19 protein-coding genes and 1 pseudogene are annotated in these 19400 nt (G+C 70.7%); 8 read left to right on the top strand and 12 right to left on the bottom strand.

Annotated features, from left to right (window positions below; all coding sequences use genetic code 11):
- The first annotated feature begins 56 nt into the window (after positions 1-56).
- Genes ACY0PA_RS31685 through ACY0PA_RS31670 form a run of 4 tightly spaced genes read left to right on the top strand, consistent with a single transcriptional unit; the run spans position 57 to position 3692 of the window.
- A complete protein-coding gene (locus ACY0PA_RS31685) occupies positions 57-1175 on the top strand; it encodes an aliphatic sulfonate ABC transporter substrate-binding protein (RefSeq protein WP_473080910.1) in 1119 nt (372 codons plus the stop codon).
- A gap of 49 nt (positions 1176-1224) precedes the next feature.
- Positions 1225-2016 carry an ABC transporter ATP-binding protein gene (locus ACY0PA_RS31680; protein ID WP_473080909.1) on the top strand — a complete coding sequence of 264 codons (792 nt, stop codon included), beginning with the start codon at positions 1225-1227 and terminating at the stop codon, positions 2014-2016.
- A complete protein-coding gene (locus ACY0PA_RS31675) occupies positions 2003-2935 on the top strand; it encodes an ABC transporter permease (protein ID WP_473080908.1) in 933 nt (310 codons plus the stop codon). The genes ACY0PA_RS31680 and ACY0PA_RS31675 overlap by 14 nt, the downstream gene beginning before the upstream one ends.
- Before the next feature lie 7 nt (positions 2936-2942).
- Complete coding sequence (locus ACY0PA_RS31670; RefSeq protein WP_473080907.1) at positions 2943-3692, top strand: sirohydrochlorin chelatase; 750 nt, start codon at positions 2943-2945, stop codon at positions 3690-3692.
- Positions 3693-3861: 169 nt separating this feature from the next.
- Here the strand turns inward: ACY0PA_RS31670 and ACY0PA_RS31665 are convergent, their stop codons facing one another.
- Complete coding sequence (locus ACY0PA_RS31665) at positions 3862-4869, bottom strand: ketopantoate reductase family protein (protein WP_473080906.1); 1008 nt, start codon at positions 4867-4869, stop codon at positions 3862-3864.
- Between the two features lie 92 nt (positions 4870-4961).
- On the opposite strand from ACY0PA_RS31665, the gene ACY0PA_RS31660 reads away from it, so the two are divergent.
- The gene (locus tag ACY0PA_RS31660; protein ID WP_473080905.1) at positions 4962-5411 is read left to right on the top strand and encodes a hypothetical protein; all 450 of its coding nucleotides are present in this window, start codon (positions 4962-4964) and stop codon (positions 5409-5411) included.
- Positions 5412-5427: 16 nt separating this feature from the next.
- On the opposite strand, the gene ACY0PA_RS31655 is transcribed toward ACY0PA_RS31660, so the two are convergent.
- From ACY0PA_RS31655 to ACY0PA_RS31645, 3 genes are all read right to left on the bottom strand, one after another.
- Positions 5428-5796, bottom strand: coding sequence for a nuclear transport factor 2 family protein (locus ACY0PA_RS31655; RefSeq protein ID WP_473080904.1), 369 nt, complete (start codon positions 5794-5796; stop codon positions 5428-5430).
- Positions 5789-6349, bottom strand: a complete 561-nt coding sequence (locus tag ACY0PA_RS31650; RefSeq protein ID WP_473080903.1) for a DUF1697 domain-containing protein — start codon at positions 6347-6349, stop codon at positions 5789-5791. Before ACY0PA_RS31650 ends, ACY0PA_RS31655 begins: the two co-directional genes overlap by 8 nt.
- Positions 6350-6469: 120 nt before the next feature.
- A complete protein-coding gene (locus tag ACY0PA_RS31645; RefSeq protein WP_473080902.1) occupies positions 6470-7681 on the bottom strand; it encodes a S8 family peptidase in 1212 nt (403 codons plus the stop codon).
- 352 nt (positions 7682-8033) lie between these two features.
- Here ACY0PA_RS31645 and ACY0PA_RS31640 point away from each other — a divergent pair.
- Positions 8034-8249, top strand: a pseudogene (locus ACY0PA_RS31640) (hypothetical protein); the annotation flags it as partial.
- Between the two features lie 154 nt (positions 8250-8403).
- Here the strand turns inward: ACY0PA_RS31640 and ACY0PA_RS31635 are convergent.
- From ACY0PA_RS31635 to ACY0PA_RS31610, 6 genes are all read right to left on the bottom strand, one after another.
- Complete coding sequence (locus tag ACY0PA_RS31635) at positions 8404-9366, bottom strand: CDP-alcohol phosphatidyltransferase family protein (protein ID WP_473080901.1); 963 nt, start codon at positions 9364-9366, stop codon at positions 8404-8406.
- Between the two features lie 203 nt (positions 9367-9569).
- The gene (mgt, locus tag ACY0PA_RS31630) at positions 9570-10781 is read right to left on the bottom strand and encodes a macrolide-inactivating glycosyltransferase (RefSeq protein ID WP_473080900.1); all 1212 of its coding nucleotides are present in this window, start codon (positions 10779-10781) and stop codon (positions 9570-9572) included.
- Positions 10782-10910: 129 nt separating this feature from the next.
- A complete protein-coding gene (locus ACY0PA_RS31625; protein ID WP_473080899.1) occupies positions 10911-11366 on the bottom strand; it encodes a MaoC family dehydratase in 456 nt (151 codons plus the stop codon).
- Positions 11367-11403: 37 nt separating this feature from the next.
- Entirely contained in the window at positions 11404-12891 is a 1488-nt protein-coding gene (locus ACY0PA_RS31620) for an acyl-CoA synthetase (protein ID WP_473080898.1), read from the bottom strand.
- Between the two features lie 11 nt (positions 12892-12902).
- Complete coding sequence (locus ACY0PA_RS31615; protein WP_473080897.1) at positions 12903-13784, bottom strand: amidohydrolase family protein; 882 nt, start codon at positions 13782-13784, stop codon at positions 12903-12905.
- The gene (locus ACY0PA_RS31610; protein WP_473080896.1) at positions 13781-14728 is read right to left on the bottom strand and encodes an SDR family NAD(P)-dependent oxidoreductase; all 948 of its coding nucleotides are present in this window, start codon (positions 14726-14728) and stop codon (positions 13781-13783) included. Before ACY0PA_RS31610 ends, ACY0PA_RS31615 begins: the two co-directional genes overlap by 4 nt.
- 246 nt (positions 14729-14974) lie before the next feature.
- On the opposite strand from ACY0PA_RS31610, the gene ACY0PA_RS31605 reads away from it, so the two are divergent.
- Together ACY0PA_RS31605 and ACY0PA_RS31600 are read left to right on the top strand one after the other, a co-directional pair.
- A complete protein-coding gene (locus ACY0PA_RS31605) occupies positions 14975-15400 on the top strand; it encodes a MarR family winged helix-turn-helix transcriptional regulator (protein WP_473080895.1) in 426 nt (141 codons plus the stop codon).
- Between the two features lie 10 nt (positions 15401-15410).
- The gene (locus ACY0PA_RS31600) at positions 15411-16187 is read left to right on the top strand and encodes an IclR family transcriptional regulator (RefSeq protein WP_473080894.1); all 777 of its coding nucleotides are present in this window, start codon (positions 15411-15413) and stop codon (positions 16185-16187) included.
- 4 nt (positions 16188-16191) lie between these two features.
- Here ACY0PA_RS31600 and ACY0PA_RS31595 read toward each other — a convergent pair whose 3' ends face one another.
- Positions 16192-17799: an MFS transporter gene (locus ACY0PA_RS31595; protein ID WP_473080893.1), complete on the bottom strand. Its 1608-nt coding sequence runs from the start codon at positions 17797-17799 to the stop codon at positions 16192-16194.
- A 58-nt stretch (positions 17800-17857) separates the two neighbouring features.
- Positions 17858-19222 carry an alpha/beta hydrolase gene (locus ACY0PA_RS31590; protein ID WP_473080892.1) on the bottom strand — a complete coding sequence of 455 codons (1365 nt, stop codon included), beginning with the start codon at positions 19220-19222 and terminating at the stop codon, positions 17858-17860.
- Between the last annotated feature and the right edge of the window lie 178 nt (positions 19223-19400).

Below are 19400 nucleotides of genomic sequence, written 5' to 3'. Positions count from 1 at the left end.
CTTCCCGGCCACGGCCTGAAACCGTGACCGCCGGGCCAACGAGAGGACCACCTCCCGTGCCTGCCATTACTTCCGCCTCCTGGCGCCGCGGCCTCGCCGCCGTCGCCGCCCTGCCGCTCCTCGCGCTCGCCGCGACGGCCTGCGGCTACGGCTCGGACGCCAAGGACAACGCCTCCGACAAGGCGAATGTCGCCGCCAAGGGCAAGAAGCTCTCCGCCGACACCGTGAAGATCGGTTACTTCGGCAACCTGACGCACGGGACCGCCCTCGTGGGCAATCAGAAGGGCTTCTTCCAGAAAGAGCTCCAGGGCACGCAGGCCAAGTACCAGATCTTCAACGCGGGGCCGTCCGAGATCGAGGCGCTCAACGGCGGCTCCATCGACATCGGCTGGATCGGCCCCTCGCCGTCGATCAACGGCTTCACCAAGTCCCAGGGCAAGAGCCTGCGCATCATCGGCGGTTCGGCGTCCGGCGGGGTGAAGCTGGTGGTGAACCCGAAGAAGATCAAGTCCCTGGACGAGGTCAAGGGCAAGAAGATCGCCACCCCGCAGCTCGGCAACACGCAGGACGTCGCGTTCCTCAACTGGATCGCCGAGAAGGGCTGGAAGGTCGACGCCAACAGCGGCAAGGGTGACGTCTCCGTGGTCCGCACGGACAACAAGATCACCCCGGATGCCTACAAGTCCGGCTCCATCGACGGCGCCTGGGTGCCGGAGCCGACCGCGTCCAAGCTCGTGGCCGAGGGCGGCAAGGTCCTCCTCGACGAGTCCGACCTGTGGCCCGGCAAGAAGTTCGTGATCACGAACATCATCGTGTCGCAGAAGTTCCTCAAGGAGCACCCGGACGTCGTCGAGGCCGTGCTGCGCGGTTCGGTGAAGACGAACGCCTGGATCAATGCCAACCCGGACGAGGCGAAGGCCGCGGCCAACAAGCAGCTGGCGGCCGACTCCGGCAAGGCGCTTCCCGAAGACGTACTCGGCCCGGCCTGGAAGTCGATCCAGTTCACCGACGACCCGCTGGCCTCGACCCTCGACACCGAGGCGGCGCACGCGGTGAAGGCCGGTCTCCTGGAGAAGCCCGACCTCAAGGGCATCTACGACCTCGCGCCGCTGAACAAGGTCCTCAAGGCCGAGGGCAAGGGCGCGGTCGCCGACGCCGGCCTCGGCGTCAAGTAACCGCGTCGGCAAAGCCCGTAATCGCTTGAGTTCCCAGGAGGTGACGACCATGGCAACGACCCTCGCCAAGGCCGCGGACGGCACGGAGACCACCACCGGCCATGCCGCGCGGATCGAGCACGTCTCGAAGTCCTTCGCCACGCCCGCCGGGCAGCAGCTCGTCCTGGACGACATCACGCTCGATGTCGCTCCGGGCGAGTTCGTCACCCTCCTGGGAGCCTCGGGCTGCGGGAAGTCGACGCTGCTCAATCTGGTCGCGGGCCTCGACAAGCCCTCGTCCGGCGAGATCAGCACGCAGGGCCGGCCGGCCCTGATGTTCCAGGAGCACGCCCTCTTCCCGTGGCTGACCGCGGGCAAGAACATCGAACTGGCCCTGAAGTTGCGCGGCATTCCCAAGGCGGACCGCCGCACGCGGGCACAGGAGCTCCTGGAGCTCGTCCGCCTGAACGGCGCGTACGGCAAGCGGGTGCACGAGCTGTCGGGCGGTATGCGCCAGCGCGTGGCGCTGGCCCGCGCGCTCGCGCAGGACAGCCAACTGCTGCTGATGGACGAGCCGTTCGCCGCGCTCGACGCCATCACGCGCGACGTGCTGCACGACGAGCTGACCCGCATCTGGCGCGAGACGAACGTCTCCGTCCTGTTCGTCACCCACAACGTCCGCGAGGCGGTGCGCCTCGCGGAGCGGGTCGTGCTGCTGTCGTCACGGCCCGGCCGGGTGGCGCACGAATGGCGGGTCGGCATTCCGCAGCCGCGCCGCATCGAGGACACCGCCGTGGCGGAACTGTCCGTCGAGATCACCGAACAACTGCGTGGGGAGATCCGCCGCCATGGCCAGCACTGAGACGACGACTGAGAGCAAGGCCGTGGGCCCGGCCGCCGCCGTCAAGGACGCGGTCCCCGGGCAGGACCTGGCCGGTCTCGAGGCGGGGCTCGACGCCCTGGACGCCGTCCAGACCACCCGTATCCCCCTGCGCCAGACGCTGGTCCAGAAAGTGCTGCCGCCGCTGACGGCGGTGGTCCTGGTCCTCGTGATCTGGCAGGGCCTGGTGTCGTTCAAGATCGTCGACGACCCGAGCAAGCTGCCCTCGCCGTCCGCGGTGTGGCACGAGGTGTCCGATGCGTGGCTGCAGGGGACGCTCCTCGGCTACATCTGGACGAGCGTGTCGCGCGGCCTGCTCGGCTTCCTGCTGGCACTCGTGATCGGCACCCCGCTCGGCCTGGTCGTCGCCCGGGTCCGGTTCATCCGGTCCGCGATCGGCCCGATCCTGTCCGGCCTCCAGTCGCTGCCCTCGGTCGCCTGGGTCCCGCCGGCCGTGATCTGGCTGGGCCTCGACAACAAGATGATGTACGCCGTGATCCTGCTCGGCGCGGTCCCCTCGATCGCCAACGGCCTGGTGTCGGGGGTCGACCAGGTGCCGCCGCTGTTCCTGCGGGCCGGCCGCACCCTCGGCGCGACGGGCCTGCGGCACACCTGGCACATCGTGCTCCCGGCCGCGCTGCCCGGCTATCTCGCGGGCCTGAAGCAGGGCTGGGCGTTCTCGTGGCGCTCGCTGATGGCCGCGGAGATCATCGCCTCGTCGCCCGACCTGGGCATCGGACTCGGCCAGCTCCTGGAGAACGGCCGCAACGCCAGCTCCATGTCCATGGTCTTCCTCGCCATCTTCCTGATCCTGATCGTCGGCATCGCCATCGACCTGCTGATCTTCAGCCCCCTGGAGCGGCGCGTCTTGCGCAGCCGCGGCCTCCTGGTGAGGAGCTGACCCCGCCATGCACCAGCGCCCCGCCCGCCCGGTCCTGCTCGTGATCGCTCACGGCAGCCGCGATCCGCGCCATGCCGCGACGGTCCACGCGCTCGTACGCGAAGTACGGGCGCTGCGGCCGGGGCTGCGCGTGGAGACGGGGTTCCTGGACTTCAACATCCCCTCGGTGAACGGCGTCCTGGACTCCCTGGCGGCGGAGGGTGTACGCGACGTGGTCGCGCTCCCTCTGCTCCTGACCCGCGCGTTCCACGCGAAGGCGGACATCCCGGCCGTCCTGCGGCAGGCCCCGGCCCGGCTGCGGATCCGCCAGACGGAGGTGCTCGGCCCCTCCCCACTCCTGATGGCAGCGCTCGAACGCCGTCTGTACGAGGCCGGGCTCACCCCGGCCGACAAGCCCACGACCGGGGTCGTCCTGGCCTCGGCGGGCTCCACAGACCCGGAGGCGATCGCAGTGATCGCTGAAATCGCGCGGGAGTGGCGGCACACCGGTTGGTGCGCCGTGCGACCTGCGTTCGCCTCCGCATCTCTGCCCCGCACGGAGGACGCCGTGGCGCAGCTGCGCGCCGAGGGTGTCCAGCGGGTGGCGGTGGCCCCCTACGTCCTGGCCCCCGGCCGCCTCCCGGACCGCATCGCCCGCGGCGCCGGTGAAGCGGACGTCCTCGCAGACGTACTGGGCCCGGCGCCGGAGGTGGCGCGGCTGCTCGTACGACGCTACGAGGCGGCGACGGTACGGGAGTTGGTGGCCGTGGGCGCGTGAGGCGCGCCCACGCTCACCCTCAGAACGCTCGTCACCGGACGCCGGTCCGCTCAAGGCGGAGCGCAACCGCTCCACACGCGACGACAGTTCGTTCATGCTCCCGGAGGCAGCGGCGGGGGCCGAGAGCGTCCCGCGCAGGGGCCGCCGGCGGCTTGAAGGAATGCGACGGCTACCGGGGCGCCGCGGCGGTCTGCGAGATGAGTTCCGTGATCGGCATGGATCCGGCCGGGCGGCGCTCGCGGGCGAAGCGGTCGGCGACCGACTGGAGGGCGTCGTTGACCGGGGTCGGCACGCCGTGCAGCCGTCCGAGCAGGCCCATCTCGCCGTTGAGGTAGTCGGACTCGATGGTGCCCGTGCCGCGGCTGAGGGACTGCCACGACGAGCCGCCGCTGCGTTCCGAGCCGTCGAAGGGCTCGAAGCGGATCTTGTCGCCGCGGGACTGCTTCTCCTCCTCCTTGGAGGCGAAGGCGATACCCGCCGCGGTGAGCACGGCCTCGCCCTCCGCGCGGGCACGCCCGTAGAGGGCGAGGCCCTCCTCGGTGGTCATCACCCCGGACACGGCCTCGATCGCGTTGGCCAGGTTGCCGAGGAGTTTGGCGTACTTCCAGCGCATCACATCGGGTACGACGGGCGACTCGAAGGACGACTTCTCCAGGTCGGCGGAGATGCGGTGGGCCGTCTCGTCGGTGCCTTCGGGGAACCGGCCGATGTGCAGGATGCCGGTGAGCGGGGCGCCCGCGGCGGACACGACGCCGGGCTCCACGAACGTGGCGGGCAGCCAGACGCACATGCCGTACACGCGCCGGAAGAGCCGCAGCGCGAGGCGCTCGCTCTCCACTCCGTTCTGCGCGCAGACCAGCGGCAGCCGCTCGGCCGCGGTGCCGCCTCCGGCGACCGGCCGCCCCGCCCACGCCTCGAGCGCGGCGACGCTGTCCTGGGTCTTCACGGCGAGCACGAGCACGTCGTCCGGGCTCAGTTCGCCGAGCTCCCCGGGCCCGGCGACGACCGGGAGACGGTGGAGGTGCGGGCCGTCGGCCGTGACGAGCCGCAGCCCGTGGTCCCGCAGTGCCTCGTACTGCTTGCCGCGGGCGACGAGGACGACGTCGTGCCCGGCCTGTGCGAGCCGGCCGCCTATGGCGCCGCCGACCGCTCCTGCTCCGATGATGAGGTAGCGCATGCCAACGAGCCTTTCACAGACGGCTGTAGGGGCCATTCACGATCGGGCAAACTCTCGCGCTCTTCGCGCGCCGGCGTGCGAGCCTGCTCCCCGTGCGCACACGCGTGGCCCTCTGGGGGGCCGGACTCCTCTGCCTGCTCGTGGCGGTTCTCGGCGGCTGCTCGGCCTCCCGTCAGTGGCGGCAGGCGGAGCTGATCGACGCTGCTCCGGTCCGCGTCACCGGCATCGTCACCGCCGTCGAGCACGTGCCGAAGAGCGGCGACGAGCAGGTGATCGCGTACGAGGTCCGGCGTCACCGGCACACCGTCAGGAGAGCGCTGGGCACGGGCCCCGGCAGTCCCGGGGCCGGGCACCGGGTGTGTCTGGAGGTCGGCCGCGACCACCCCGGCGTGGTGCGGCTCTGCGGTGAGCGGTACCCGTCGGGCGACGACATGTATCCCACGTACGTCCTGGTCGCGGTCGCCGGAGCCATCGGGGCCTGTGTCGTCGCGGGCGTCGCGGTCGGGGTCCGCCGCCGCTCCCGCTCGAAGCCGGCGCGCTGACGTCTGCGCGCCGCGCTCACTCCCGGCTGAACGGCGTCCCCTGATGGAAGTAGAGGAGCCAGCCCTCGTCGCCCTGCCGCCACAGTGAACTGCGGTGTGCGCAGGCGCCGTTGCGGTCGGTGTCGAAGGTCAGATGGACGACCCCGGGGCCGAGCCGCACGCCCTTCATCCGCGAGACGGTGAGGGGCCGCACGCCCGGCTCGGTCGTCCCGGTGAGCTCGGCGATGATCGTGGCGCGGTCCCAGCGGCGGCCCGACACGCCGAACTCGAAGTAGTCGGGGTGCAGGAGCGCGCCGAGCAGCTCCGGGGAGCGGCGCACCGCCGGGTCGAGCAGGCGCAGTTCACCCTCGATGGCGGCGTCGACGGCGTCGTCGAGCTCAGGCACCGGTCATCTCCACGAGCTTGACGACGGTGTTCCAGTTGCGGGAGGTGGCGATGAGGCCCTTGTTCACGGCCGGACGGGCGAGCGCCACGGCGAGTCTGGAGCGGCCGAGGCCGTCGGGCACGTAGAGATACAGCTCGCGCTCGCCGAGCCGGAATTCCTCGGGAGCGTACGCGGCCGGGTCGATCGCCGCGAACCGCTCGGGGCCGATGCGCTCGGAGAAGTACGTGACGTGCAGCTGCTTGCCTTCGAGCGACGCGGCGGGGAAAGGGCATGCGTCGAGAACCGACTTGAGGTACGCGTGGTCCCGCACGATCACGTCTACCGGGAAGCCGAACTCCTTCTCGATGGCCGCGCTCAGCTCGGCGGCCAGGGTCTCCTCGTCGCCGTGGTCGCTGGTGAACGTCGCGTTGCCGCTCTGCAGATACGTCCGTACGTCGCCGTGCCCGAGCTCTTCGACGAGGGGGCGCAGCCGCGCCATGGGCACCTTCTTGACCCGTACGCTGCCGCCCACATTGATCCCGCGGAGCAGTGCCGCGTACGCCTTTGTCGCCATGAGGACACGATAGAGCCTGCCTTCGAGCCCCGCGCCCGGTCGGGGCTCGAAGGAAGGCTCTGGGCCGCCGCGCCCCGTGGGGGAGGGCACGGCGGCCGCCGGTCAGGGGTGCCGCCGGTGCTACTCGACGATCTTGAGGAGCTTGTTGGGCGTACCCTCGCTCGCGTTGGAGATCTTGTCGGGGGTCGCGCCGTCCGTCAGTGCCTTGGAGACGTCGGCGGGGGTCGCGTCCTTGTGACCGCTCAGGTAGACGGCGGCGGCGCCCACGACGTGGGGGGTCGCCATCGACGTACCGGAGATGGTGTTGGTGGCGTCGTCGCCGGTGTTCCAGTCGGAGGTGATGTCCGAGCCGGGGGCGTAGATGTCCACGACGGAGCCGTAGTTGGAGAAGTCGGACTGCTGGTCGTCCTTGGTGGAGGAGGCGACGGTGATGGCCTCCTTGACGCGGGCCGGGGACCCGGCGGACGCGTCGGTCGACTCGTTGCCCGCGGCGACCGCGAAGGTGACGCCGGAGGCGATGGCCTTCTGGACGGCCGCGTCGAGCGCTTCGTCGGCGCCGCCGCCGAGGGACATGTTGGCGACGGACGGGCCCTGGTGGTTCTTGGTGACCCAGTCGATGCCCGCGACGACCTGCTCGGTGGTGCCCGAGCCCTCGTTGTCGAGGACGCGGACGGCGACGATCTTCGCCTTCTTGGCGACGCCGTGCGCGTCACCGGCGATGGTCCCGGCGACGTGCGTGCCGTGGCCGTTGCCGTCGTCGGCGCTGTCGTCGTTGTCGACGGCGTCGAAGCCGTAGGAGGCGCGCCCGCCGAAGTCCTTGTGGCTGATCCGGACGCCGGTGTCGATGACGTACGCGGTCACGCCGTCACCGGCGCTGTCCGGGTAGGTGTACTTGTTGTCGCCCGCGGTGTCCGCCTGGTCGATGCGGTCCAGGCCCCACGACGGCGGGTTGTCCTGGGTGGCGTCGATGTGGAACTTCTTGTTCTGGACGACCTTGGAGACCGACGAATCGGCGGCGAGGCGCTTGGCCTCGGTCTCCGAAAGGCCGTTCACGGAGAATCCGTTGACGGCGGAGGAGTAGGCGCGCTTCAGCTGGCCGCCGTACTCCTTGGCGAGGTCCTGCTTGGCGTCGGTGTTCGCCTTCTGGTCCAGCAGCACGATGTAGCTGCCGGAGACGGCGCCCTTGGCGTCGAGCCCGTAGACCTTGCCCTCGGCCGGGGTCGAGGCGCCGGCCAGGGAGCCCGCGAAGACAGTCACTCCGACCGCGGTGGCAGCGGTGGCTATCGCCGCGGTGAGCTTCATCGTGCTGCGGGCACGCTTGTGAGTTGCCATGAAGAGTGGTCTCCTCGTGGTTTCTGTGGGGGGTTTGTGGGGGGGTTTGCTGATGGTTCTCAACGATCCCCCGGCAATCTCCGGAAGATTTCCGGGGGTTGGCACGAAACACTGGCCGATTGACGCGATCAGATCAAGACCTACATACAGCTGTGACTTGTTCAACAAGCCTTCGTAATAACAATTCGGGCTTCGACCGACACTTCGGACTCCGGGAATTCCCTGTAGATGTAGCGCCCGAGATGCGGAGCGCGCTCGCCGACTTCCGTGAGGCCGCGGTCAGTTCGGGCGCGTGGCCCGGTGGACCTCACCGTGCACGGCCGCGAGAACGTGGCGTTCATCAGCGTCCCGCTGGGGGACGCTGTCCATGCAGTCGTTCAAGCAGATGAGTGTGGGCCTGGCGGCCGCGGCGCTCATCGACGCGACGGTCATCCGCGGCATCCTGCTCCCCGCCGTGATGGCGCTGCTCGGCGAGCGGAGCTGGTATCTGCCGAAGTGGCTGCACCGGCTGCCCGACCTGACGCACGACGAGGTGGCCGCTCCCCCGCCCCCGGCCGTGACGGACTAGAGGGTAGGGGTGTGACGACGGCGTAGGGCTGAGGTACGCGTCGGGGGTGCCCCGCGGGACCGTCAGGTCCGGCGGGGCATGCCATCACATTCGAGGACCCTCACGTTCGAGCACCCTCACGTTCGAGGACCCTCACGTTCGAGGACCCTCACGTTCAGGCCGCGGCGGTTCGCCGGCTGCGCTCCGCGAACGAGTCGATCGTGCGCGTGAAGTCGCGGGTCGACAGCAACAGCTTGTAGATGATGGCGAGTTCGAAGACGAGTAGGAGCGCTCCGGACACGATCGTCGCCCACAGGACCTGGTCGATCAGCGGGCCGATCATGAAGACGCCCATCTGGAACTCGATCCCGCTGATCAGATGGGTACGGATGCGGTGACGGAGAAGGAACGAGCGCAACCGCAGGTATACGGGGAAGCGGCTCCTGAACTCCTGGTGCAGGTCGACCACTTGGGGCACCGGCCGGGGTGCGGCCTCCTCCGCGATTCCCTCGGCCGAGCGTGCCCTCTGGAGGTCCTGCTCGATGTCCGCCTCGGGATTGTCACGGAGCAGGTCCTCCATGAAGGCCAGCTCGGCCTCGTTCTCCGCGCGCCGCGCCGCCTTCACCCGCTCCTTGATCTGCTTGCGCATGGAGTGGCGGATCTTGAAGATCTCCAGGGAGTTGATGTAGCGCAGGGTGTCGAGGCCGACGACGGCCAGGGCGAGCCAGATGTAGAGCTCGTCACCGGTGCGTTCGTACTGGCCCGCCATGAGCGCGACCCCGCACACCATGACGCGGATGCGGTCGAAGACGAAGTCCAGCCAGGCGCCGAAGACCGACCCCTGGCCGGTGAGCCGGGCGACCTTGCCGTCCATGCAGTCGAGGACGAAGGACAGGTGGTAGACCACGGCGCCGGCGATGAGCCAGCGCCAGTCGCCCAGCCAGAAGCAGACGGCGGAGCCGAGGCCCAGGATGAAGGCGCCCCAGGTGATCTGGTTCGGTGTGATCCTCGTGCGCATCGCCGTCAGCCGCACGAGCGGCGTGGCGACCGGATCGACGAGCAGAACAGTCCACCACGCGTCCCGTTTCTTCTGCGTGATGCGGCGCACCTCGTCGAGGGGCGGTATGTCTCGGCGCATGGCTGGTCAACTTCCTGGCGTTCGAGGTGAGTTCATCTCACGCTAGAAAGCCCTTCACACAAGGTTCAAGTAGCACAGAGCGCAACCTTTGGCCGGGGGTAACGGTCGAACTCCATGGCCGAGTCGATGACTTCGCCACGAACCATCTGCGTTACCCGAGCGTTATGAAATGACCTGACTGTTACCCAAAACGCGCGATCACTTCACGCCTCCCGTGGAACCAGGCCGCCGACCCGCTCGACGAGGTCGGCCGCGCGCCGCGTACCGCCCTCACCCGCCATCTCCGCCCGGATCTCCCGGAGGCGGCGCGCCACCTCGGGGTCGGACACGAGGGCGAGCACCGTCTCCCTGAGCTTGTCGGGCGTGGCCTCCGCCATCGGTACGTGGCGTGCGACGCCGAGCCCCTGGAGCATGTCGGCGTTGCCGAACTGGTCGACGGCCTGCGGGACCGCGACCATCGGCGTCGCGGTGGCGAGGCCCTCCTGGCTGCCGCCCGCGCCCGCGTGCGTGATGAAGGCGTCGGCCTGCCTGAGGATCGCCAGCTGCGGCACCCAGTGGTGCACCTCGACGTTCGCGGGGATCTCACCGAGCTCCTCCTCGTCGACAAACTTGCCGATCTGGAGCACCACATGCCAGCCGGGCAGGTCGCCGAAGGCCCCGATACAGGCGCGGTAGAAGCCGGGCTGCTTGGTGAAGGACGAACCGAGCGAGACGAGGAGGACGTTCTCCGCACCGGCCGGGCGCTGCCACTCGCCCTGCGCCGCCCGCTCGCCCTGGCAGGCGCCGACGAACGTGTAGCGGCTCTCGTCGACCCGGTCGGCGTTCGGCTGGAGCGCCTTGGGGATGAGGACGAGGCAGCGGTCGGGGCGGCCCATGAAGTCCTCGACGGAGCGGTCGATCCCGTTCGACCGGATCCAGTGCTCGAAGTTCCCGTAGAACGCCTTGCCGCGCGGCGTCTGCTTCAGCGGCTCGAACATCGGCTTGCCGACCTCTTCCTCGTAGCCCTCCCAGGCCACGAGGTTCGGTGAGAACTGCACGATCGGGACGTTCCAGCGGTGGGCCAGGACGCGGGCGGGGTAGGCGGTGATGTCGTAGAGGACGAGGTCCGGTTCGTCGCCCTCGTAGAGGTCGACGAGCTGCGGCAGCGCCTGGATCGCGTCGGTGAGGAAGGGTTCGAGGTTGTCGATCAGTTCCGTGCCCCACGCGTCCGGGTCGTCGTCGGTGGGCAGCGTCGAGTGCCAGATCTTCGGCTCGGCCCCGGTCTCGGCGACCTTCTCGGCGAACTGCGGCGGGATCGCGTACGTCACGCGGTGCCCGCGGGCCACGAGCTCCCTGATCACCTCGATGCTCGGGTTCACGTGCCCGTGGGCGGCGATGGAGAACATGGCGATATGGGCGTTCCTGGGGACGGTCATGACGCCACCGTAAGCGAGACGAGACGTCTCGTGCAACTCAATTGCGCCGCCCTTGCGTCGGGACCTGCGCCGGGACCTGTGCGTCAGGACTACGCGCGAAGCCTTACGCGTACGACGTCGGCGCTACACCTACGCGTAGAACCGGGAGACGCTCTGCAGGACGCATGCCGGCTTGGCCGCTCCCTCGATCTCGACGGTGCCGTCGACCGTGATCTGCACGCCGCCCGGCACGTCCTCGACCCCGGCGAGGCGCGCGGTCAGGCGGATGCGGGAGCCCGCCGGCACGGGGGCGGGGAATCGGACCTTGTTCAGGCCGTAGTTGACCTTGGTGGTGACTCCTTCGACGTCCAGGAGCTCGGTGAACATCGGGATGAAGAGGGAGAGCGTCAGATATCCGTGCGCGATGGGCGCGCCGAAGGGGCCTTCCTTGGCGCGCTCGGGGTCCGTGTGGATCCACTGGTGGTCGTCGGTGGCGTCGGCGAAGGTGCCGATCCGCTCCTGTGTGACGTCGGTCCATTCACTGGAACCCAGGTCGCTTCCGGCGAGCTTCTTCAGTTCGTCCAGGCCGTTGACGGTGATGCCCATGAGGGGCTCCTTCGATGTGTGCTGATGAGTTCGGTGGTCACGAAGTGCCGTGCAGGCAGCGGACGTCGGCCTTGACGAGCTTTCCCGACGCGGTGCGGGGCAGGGCGTCCACGACGACGGCCGACTTGGGGATCTTGTAGGGGGCCAGGCGCCCGGACAGCGACGCGAGGACCTCGCGCGGGTCGGGCGCGCGGCCTTCGCGGGCGACGAGGACCGCCCTGCCGACCTCACCCCACTTCTCGTCGGGTACGCCGATGACCGCGCACTCGGCGATGTCGGCGTGGGCGAGCAGGGCGTCCTCGACCTCGGCGGGGTAGATGTTCTCGCCTCCCGAAATGATCATGTCCTTGAAGCGGTCGACGATGGTGACGTAGCCGTCCGCGTCGATCCGTGCGGCGTCCCCCGTCCGGAACCAGCCGTCGGCGAACGCGGCGGCGCTCTCGTCGGGCAGACCCCAGTAGCCGGGCATGACATGGGGCCCGCGCACCAGGACCTCGCCCGTCTCGCCCGGCTCCACCGGCACGAGATCGGGGCGCGCCACGCGTACGTCGCTGAAGAAGTGCGGCACGCCCGCCGTGCCCGCCTTGCTGACGGCGTGCTCGGCGTCGAGGAAGAGGGTGCCGGGCGACGCCTCGGTCATCCCGTAGCCCTGCAGGAAGGTGAGTCCGCGGTCCTGGTAGGCCGCGATGAGCGGGGTCGGGACGGGCGAGCCGCCGCAGCTGAGCATCCGCAGCGACGACAGGTCGGCGTCCGGCCAGCCCGGTTGTCGTGTGAGCTGGTCGAACATCGTCGGGACGCCGAACATGAAGGTGACCCGGTGGCGCTCGACGAGTTCCAGGGCCGCCGCCGCGTCGAACGAGCCCACCAGGACACAGCACCCGCCCTTGAGCAGCACCGGCAGGGTGAGCATGTTCAGGCCGGCGGTGTGGAAGAGCGGCGCCGCCACGAGCGCGACCTCGTCGGCGATCAGGTCCTGGTCGACCAGGACGTTGACGGCGTTCCAGGTGAGGTTCCCGTGCGTGAGCATGGCGCCCTTGGGACGACCCGTCGTCCCGGAGGTGTACATGATGATGCCTACGTCGTCGGGGCCGACCTGCTCGTCGATGGCGAGGACCGGGGCGGCGGCCAGCAGTTCCTCGTACGCCGGTCCGTCCGCCTCGACGGCGGTACGGACGCCCGGCAGGTCACCGCCCCGCGCGGCGGAGTGCAGCAGCACCGTGGCACCGGAGTCCCTTATCTGGAAGGCGAGTTCGGGCTCGGCCAGCCGGGTGTTGAGCGGCACGAAGACCGCGCCGAGGAGGCCGGCGGCGAACAGTGCCTCCAGGAACGAGGGGTGGTTGGGGCCGAGGTAGGCGACCCGGTCGCCGCGCCGGACGCCGAGCGCCCGCAGGGCGTGGGCGAGCCGGGTGGTGCGCTCGTGCAGTGCGGCGTAGGTGACGGTGGTGTCGCCGTGGATCAGTGCGGTGCGGTGCGGGGTCTTGCGGGCCCGGCGTGCGGGCCACGACCCCAGTCCCTCGTTGCGCATGTCCGGCCCCTTTACGGTTTCGTCAGCCCGAGCAGCCGGGCGGCGTTCTCCTTGAGGATCTTCGGTCTGACCTCGTCCTTGATCGGCAGCTTCGCGAAGTCGGCGAGCCAGCGGTCGGGAGTGAGGACGGGATAGTCCGAGCCGAAAAGGACCTTGTCCTTCAGCAGGGTGTTGGCGTACTGGACCAGCTGCTGCGGGAAGTACTTCGGCGACCAGCCCGAGAGGTCGATGTGCACCCCAGGCTTGTGGGTGGCCACGGCGAGCGCCTCGTCCTGCCAGGGGAACGACGGGTGCGCGAGGATGATCTTCAGATGGGGAAAGTCGGCGGCGACGTCGTCCACATGCATCGGGTTGGAGTACTTGAGGCGGATGCCGCCCCCGCCGGGCACGCCCGCGCCGATGCCGGTCTGGCCGGTGTGGAAGAGCGCGACGGCGCCCGTCTCCTCGATCACCTCGTAAAGGCCGTACGCCATACGGTCGTTGGGGAAGAAGCCTTGGATGCTGGGGTGGAACTTGAAGCCGCGCACCCCGTACTCCTCGACCAGGCGCCGGGCCTGGCGGATCCCGGCGCGGCCCCGGAAGGGGTCGATGCTCGCGAAGGGGATCAGCACGTCGGGGTTGGCGTGCGCGGCCTCGGCGACCTCCTCGTTGGGGACGGGCTCGGTGCCGGTGGCGGACTCGGCGTCGACGGTGAAGATCACGGCGGCCATCCGCCGCTCGCGGTAGTAGGCGGCGGTCTCCTCGAGGGTGGGCTTCCGGTTCCCCTCGACCTTGAAGTAGGTGCTGGACGCGGCGTGCAGCTCGTCGTCGAGCGAGGCCCGCCCCTTGGACGACACCTCGGCGTGCGTGTGGACGTCGATCGCGGTGAGTGCCGCCACGTCGATGCCACTCATGCCGGGATCACGCCCTCGGGAGCCTCGGGGAGGCGTGGCGCGGGGATCCCGACGGTCTGCGGCTCGCGCCCGACCGACGTGTGCCAGGTCTCGGCGATGGTCCGCGGGCTCCAGCCGCCGTCCGCGTAGGCGACGGACACCTCCTGCGGGTGCGACCACAGGGCGAGCTTGTCGCCGCCGATGCCGATGCACTGGCCCGTGACGTCCCGGGCCGCTTCGGAGGCGAGGAAGGGCACGAGCGCGGCGCAGTCCTCCGGCGTGCCGAAGCCCTCGCCCCTGCGCAGGAACCCGGGCAGCGGTTCGCCGCCGCGCAGGGCGTCGACGTACGGGGCGAAGGCGGGGATGGTCTCGGTCATCGCGGTCGCGGCGACCGGCACGACGGCGTTCACGGTGATGCCCGCGCGGGCCAGCTCCATGGACCAGGTGCGCACCATCGCCGCGATCCCGGCCTTGGCCGCCGCGTAGTTGGTCTGCCCGAAGTTGCCGCGCTGGCCCGCCGGGGAGGCGACGAGCACCAGGCTGCCGCCCTCGCCCTGTTCGCGCATGCGTACGGCGGCCGCCCGTGCGCAGGTGAAGGTGCCCCTGAGATGGGTGGTGACGACGGCGTCGAAGTCGTCGTCGGTCATCTTCCACAGCACCCTGTCGCGCAGGATTCCGGCGTTGGTGACCATGACGTCCAGCCGCCCGAACTCCGAGACGGCCCGGCCGACCAGGCGCTCGGCGGCCTCGGTGGTGCCCACGGGGACGACCTCGGCGACGGCCCGGCCGCCGGCCGCGGTGATCGTCTTGACGGCCTGCCCGGCGACGTCCGCGTCGATGTCGTTGACGACGACGCTGGCCCCGGCCGCGGCGAGGGCGGTGGCGTAGGCGAGACCGAGTCCGCGGCCACTGCCGGTGACGACGGCGACCTTTCCGTCGAGGGAGGTCAATGGTGCTGATGACACGTCAGACATTGCGGCTGTGCCCTTCCGATGGCGTGAACAGGTACGTGGAGGGGAGAAGGCGGCCGAGGAGATCCGATCCGCTCAATCCGTACCGGCCGACAAGAAGGACGCTATGACCAATCATTGTTGTCGTCAATAGTTGCCGTAAGCCTTTAAGTCCTTCATGCTGGAGCCGACCTCCCGCACCCCCCGTGCCCGCACGGACCTACCCCGGAGCCCGACATCACTGACGAAGAGGCGCCCTGGATGCGCGCGCTGCACGCCGACACCGGCTATCTCCTCTACCGGCTCGGGCTGCACTCGGGCCGGCTGTTCAACGCCACTCTCGAAGAGTTCGGTCTGCGGCTGCGGCACTACGCGCTGCTGCGCTACCTCGCCACCGTGGAGGGCGCCCTGCAGCGCGAGCTGAGCAACCGGCTGGGCTACGACCCGAGCGCCATCGTGAGCCTCGTGGACGATCTGCAGGACCTCGGCCTGGTGGAGCGGGGACCCGCGCCGGGCGACCGGCGCAGCCGCATCGTCGCTCTCACGGACCGGGGCAAGGACGTCCTGCGCGACACCGACAAGGGCAGCCGGCGCGTCACCGACGAACTGCTCGCCCCCCTCGACTCCGGCGAACAGGCCATGTTGCAGGCCCTGTTGGCGCGGGTCGCGGAAGCGGACCGGGGCTGACCCGGCGGACATGACAGAGCCCTCGCAGAACTCCGCGGGCGCCGCGCGCAGCCGTTCCGCGGCGGAGCGGCTCCTTGCGGTGCTCGGCGCGTTCGACCACCGCAGACCCGCGCTGTCCCTCACCGAGATCGGCCGCCGGGCCGGGCTGCCGCTGGCCACCGCCCACCGCCTGGTGGGCGAGCTCACCGCGTGGGGCGCCCTCGAACGCGACGCGGCGGGCAGCTACCACATAGGGCTGCGGATCTGGGAACTGGCGGCGCTGGCGCCGCGCGGCCCCGCCCTGCGTGAGGCCGCGCTGCCCTTCCTCGAGGACCTCTACGAGTCGACCCACGAGAACGTGCATCTCGCGGTGCGCGACGGCCTCGACGTCGTCTACATCGAGCGGCTGTCCGGCCGCCACGCGGTCGGCGTGCGCAGCCGCGTCGGGGCGCGCTGGCCGCTGCACGCGACGGGCGTCGGACTCGTCCTCCTCGCCCACAGCGCCAGGGCCTTCCAGGACCAGGTCTGCGGGCGTCCGCTCGCCGCCTTCACCCCGCACACCGTGTCCGACCCCGTCCGGCTGCGCCGCGTCCTGGCCGAGGTGCGGCGTACCGGCTGCGCGGTGGCCGACCGCCAGATCACGGACGACGCGGTCTCGGTGGCCGCGCCCGTACGCGGGCCGCGGGGCGACGTCGTGGCCGCGGTCTCGCTCGTGGTCCCCTCGGCCGGGACACAGCCGCACTCGCTGGTCCCGGCCGTACGGCTCGCGGGGCGCGGCATCTCGCGCGCCCTGGGCTGGCGGCCGTAGGGAGTCAGGAAGAGACCGCGCCGGAGTCGGGCAGAGCCTCGACGGCGGGAGATCGGTCAGCCTCCTGTGCTGCGCCCTGCCCCTTCGCCGTTCCCTTCCCGGGGCGCAGTGCGACGAGCACAAGCAGCGCCGCCAGTGCGGCGGCCGCCCCGCAGACCACGAACCCGATCGCATAGCCGTGGCCCAGCGCCTCAAGGGCGTAGGGTCCGGCCGCCCCGGGAGGGGAACCGGCCGGTACGGAGTTCAGGGCGAGCGTCCCGCCCTCGGCGAGGACCTCCCCGGCCGCCGCCTTGGCGCCCGGCGCCAGATCCGACGTACCGATCGCGCCGTCGAGGCGGGACGCCGCCTGGCTGAGTGCCACCGCTCCGATGACCGCGGGGCCGAGCGTGAAGCCGAAGTCGCGCAGCAGGTTCGTCGAGGCGCTGGCCATGCCCGCGAGGTGGGTGGGGGCCGCGTTGACGGCGGTCGCCGTGATGGAGGAGACGGTGAAGGCGAAGCCGACGCCGACCAGGCCGAGCGGCAGGATCAGCGAGGGCAGGGCCCGGTCGGTCACCCGCAGCGAGGCGGCCACGAAGTCGCCCGCGGCCATCAGTGCAAGGCCGCCGCCGAGCAGCAGGCGCGGCGCCACCCGGGTGAGCAGTCGCGTGGTCAGCGGGGTGAGGAACGGGGTGATGCCGTTGAGGAGCAGGAAGGCGAACGCGGTGCGCAGCGGGCTCTGGTGCTGGATCGGGCCGAGCCGGATGCTGGCCCCGTACGCGGTGCCGAGGAAGGCGAACATGCCCACCACGGCGACGACCGAGGCCACCGCGAACGAGCGGTCGGCGAACAGGTCGAGGCGCAACAGCGGTGAACGGGCCCGCAGTTCGGCGACGACGAACAGACCGAGGAAGACGGCGGCGACGAGGAAGGCGGTGATCACGGCCGCGGAGCCCCAGCCGTCCGTCGGGCCCTGGATGACCCCGTAGAGCAGCGCGAACGCTCCCACGCCGATGGTGATCTGGCCGCCGATGTCCAGCGAACGGCCCTCGGGAGCACTGGAGTCGCGGGCGAGCAGGAGGCTGGTGAGGGCGCTCACCGCCGCGATGGCCGTCACCACGACGAAGGCCCAGCGCCAGGAGCCGTAGTTCCCGGTGATGCCCCCGAGCAGCGGGGCGAGGAAGCCGCCCGCGGACAGGCTGGACGCCCACAGGGCGATGGCGCGAGTCCGGCCCGCCGTGGAGGTGCTGCCCGCGGCGATCATCGCGAGCGAAGTGGGGAACAGCGCGGCCGCGCCGAGTCCGGCGAGCGCCTGTCCCGCCCAGAGCTGATGAACCCCCGTACTGGCGGCGGCCACCGTCTCGCCGATGCCGAGGAGCACAGCGCCGCCGACGAGCAGCCGCTTGCGTCCGAAGAGGTCACCGAGGACGCCGAAGGTCAGTTCCAGGACGGTGACGGGGAGCAGGAACGCATCGGATATCCAGGTCAGCTGGGAGCCCACCGGGTGCAGATGCTCCTGGAAGAGGCCGTTGAGGGTGGCCGGAAGGGCGATGCCGATCTGGGCGAGGCAGACCGCGAGACATCCGGCGATCAGGGTTCCGGCGGTGAAGCGGCCGGTGATTCTTCGTACGGGCATGGGACATCCCTGGGTCGAGGGTTCGGGGGACGAGGGAAAGGAGGAACGGGGGAACGGTTCAGTGGGAGCGGGCCGCGCCGTTCAGCTCGCCCGGCCGGTACGGGACATACGCGGCGTCCCCGAGGCGCAGGCCGAGCGCCGCGCGCTGCAGGGCCGCGGGCCGCTCGGCGCCGTCCCAGCGCCCGAGGGCGGCCCTGCGGTCGATGGCGTGCACCGCGGCGACGGTCTCGGCGGTGGTGAAGGTGCAGTGCCCGGGGCGTGCGACGTATGCCTGCCGCAGCAGGCTCCCGTCCCCGGCCGCCCGCACCCGGTCCGCGAACGCGTCCTCCTGCTCCACGGGTACGAGGTTGTCGGCGACGGTGTGCACATCGAGCAGCGGTACGCCGAGGCCCTGCCCGGCCGACGAGGTGCGCCGCGCGGCGGCCACCGCGTCCGGATCGGCCACGGTCCTCGGCCCTGCGGCGAGCACAGCGAGGTCGGCGCGCAGATCGAGTCCCGCGGCGCGGTACAACTCCCGTACCTGCGGGGCGTGTTCGGAACGGGTCAACAGGGCCGTGTAGTCGGTGCCGGCGTTCCCCGAGTTGTTGCCGCCCACCGACTGCTCCATCGCGTACCGGCCGCCCTCGATGAACGTCAGCAGGCCCTGGGCCAGCCATGCGTACTGCTGCTCCTCCTGCGCCGCCGCGTCGTGCGGCGCCGGGGGCTTCGCGCCGGACGACCAGGCGGGCAGGTTGAGATAGGCGGCGGCGAGCGCGATGCGCGCCCGGCCCTGCGCCGTGCCCTGCGCGGCCTTGACGGCAGCGGTGAGCCGGTCGGCGGTGGCGGAGGCCGCGGCGGCGTCGGCGAATCCGGTGAGCTGGACCTCCTGCCCCGGCAGCAGCAGCCTGGCGAGGGTGTACTCCGCGTTGAGCTGATAGGTGTCGAGGTCCGTGCCGCCGGCGACCAGGCCGCACATGCCGAGCGCCGCGTCGACGCGGCCGGCCCCGTCGCGGGCGATCTGGGCGTTGACCAGGCCGCCCATCGACTGGCCCACGGAGAGTGTGCGCGCCGGGCGGGCCACCGCGGCGGCGAACGCGTCGAGCGTGGCGAACTGGTCGCGCTCGGCACTCTCGAGGGCCCAGTCGGAGCCGTGCGGATCGTAGGAGGATCCCGCCAACGCGTAACCCTCGGCGAGGAGTTGGGCGCGCACCGCGGGGGTGGGCGCGTTCTGGGCGACGGTCGGCCCGAAGCCGTGGGAGAAGAGGACGAGGGTGCCGTTCCACTGGTCGGGGACGTCCGCGATCCAGGTCGCGCCGTCGGCCAGGGTTCCGGTCAGGTGGCGGGCGGCCGGCGCGGTGTCCGCCTCGGCGGCGACCGGGGCCGTGAGGGTGAGAACCAGTGCGGCGCCGAGCGCGGCGAGGGTACGGGGCAGGGGTACGGGCACGATGAGGCGCTCCGATCTGAGGGGAGTTCCGAGGGAGTGCGGGAGTCCTGAGGGGGTCCGGAGGGAGTGCGGGTGCCACCGGGGAGTGCCCGCGATTGCGTGGAATGTAGAGCTCAATAATTGCGGAGGTCAATGATTAGGAACCTCCGACATTCTCCGGCTTCCGCCCGGCGGAAGA

The sequence above is a fragment of the Streptomyces sp. DS1-CR2 genome (assembly GCF_055760475.1).
This window is presented reverse-complemented; position numbering and strand designations above follow the sequence as displayed.

Excerpts from the sequence above, each read along its gene's own strand:
- ACY0PA_RS31680 (WP_473080909.1), top strand. The coding sequence starts at position 1,225 with ATGGCAACGACCCTCGCCAAGGCCGCGGACGGCACGGAGACCACCACC.
- ACY0PA_RS31675 (WP_473080908.1), top strand. The coding sequence starts at position 2,003 with ATGGCCAGCACTGAGACGACGACTGAGAGCAAGGCCGTGGGCCCGGCC.
- ACY0PA_RS31670 (WP_473080907.1), top strand. The coding sequence starts at position 2,943 with ATGCACCAGCGCCCCGCCCGCCCGGTCCTGCTCGTGATCGCTCACGGC.
- ACY0PA_RS31665 (WP_473080906.1), bottom strand. The coding sequence starts at position 4,869 with ATGCGCTACCTCATCATCGGAGCAGGAGCGGTCGGCGGCGCCATAGGC.
- ACY0PA_RS31650 (WP_473080903.1), bottom strand. The coding sequence starts at position 6,349 with ATGGCGACAAAGGCGTACGCGGCACTGCTCCGCGGGATCAATGTGGGC.
- ACY0PA_RS31645 (WP_473080902.1), bottom strand. The coding sequence starts at position 7,681 with ATGGCAACTCACAAGCGTGCCCGCAGCACGATGAAGCTCACCGCGGCG.
- ACY0PA_RS31635 (WP_473080901.1), bottom strand. The coding sequence starts at position 9,366 with ATGCGCCGAGACATACCGCCCCTCGACGAGGTGCGCCGCATCACGCAG.
- mgt (WP_473080900.1), bottom strand. The coding sequence starts at position 10,781 with ATGACCGTCCCCAGGAACGCCCATATCGCCATGTTCTCCATCGCCGCC.
- ACY0PA_RS31625 (WP_473080899.1), bottom strand. The coding sequence starts at position 11,366 with ATGGGCATCACCGTCAACGGCCTGGACGAACTGAAGAAGCTCGCCGGA.
- ACY0PA_RS31620 (WP_473080898.1), bottom strand. The coding sequence starts at position 12,891 with ATGCGCAACGAGGGACTGGGGTCGTGGCCCGCACGCCGGGCCCGCAAG.
- ACY0PA_RS31615 (WP_473080897.1), bottom strand. The coding sequence starts at position 13,784 with ATGAGTGGCATCGACGTGGCGGCACTCACCGCGATCGACGTCCACACG.
- ACY0PA_RS31605 (WP_473080895.1), top strand. The coding sequence starts at position 14,975 with ATGCGCGCGCTGCACGCCGACACCGGCTATCTCCTCTACCGGCTCGGG.
- ACY0PA_RS31600 (WP_473080894.1), top strand. The coding sequence starts at position 15,411 with ATGACAGAGCCCTCGCAGAACTCCGCGGGCGCCGCGCGCAGCCGTTCC.
- ACY0PA_RS31595 (WP_473080893.1), bottom strand. The coding sequence starts at position 17,799 with ATGCCCGTACGAAGAATCACCGGCCGCTTCACCGCCGGAACCCTGATC.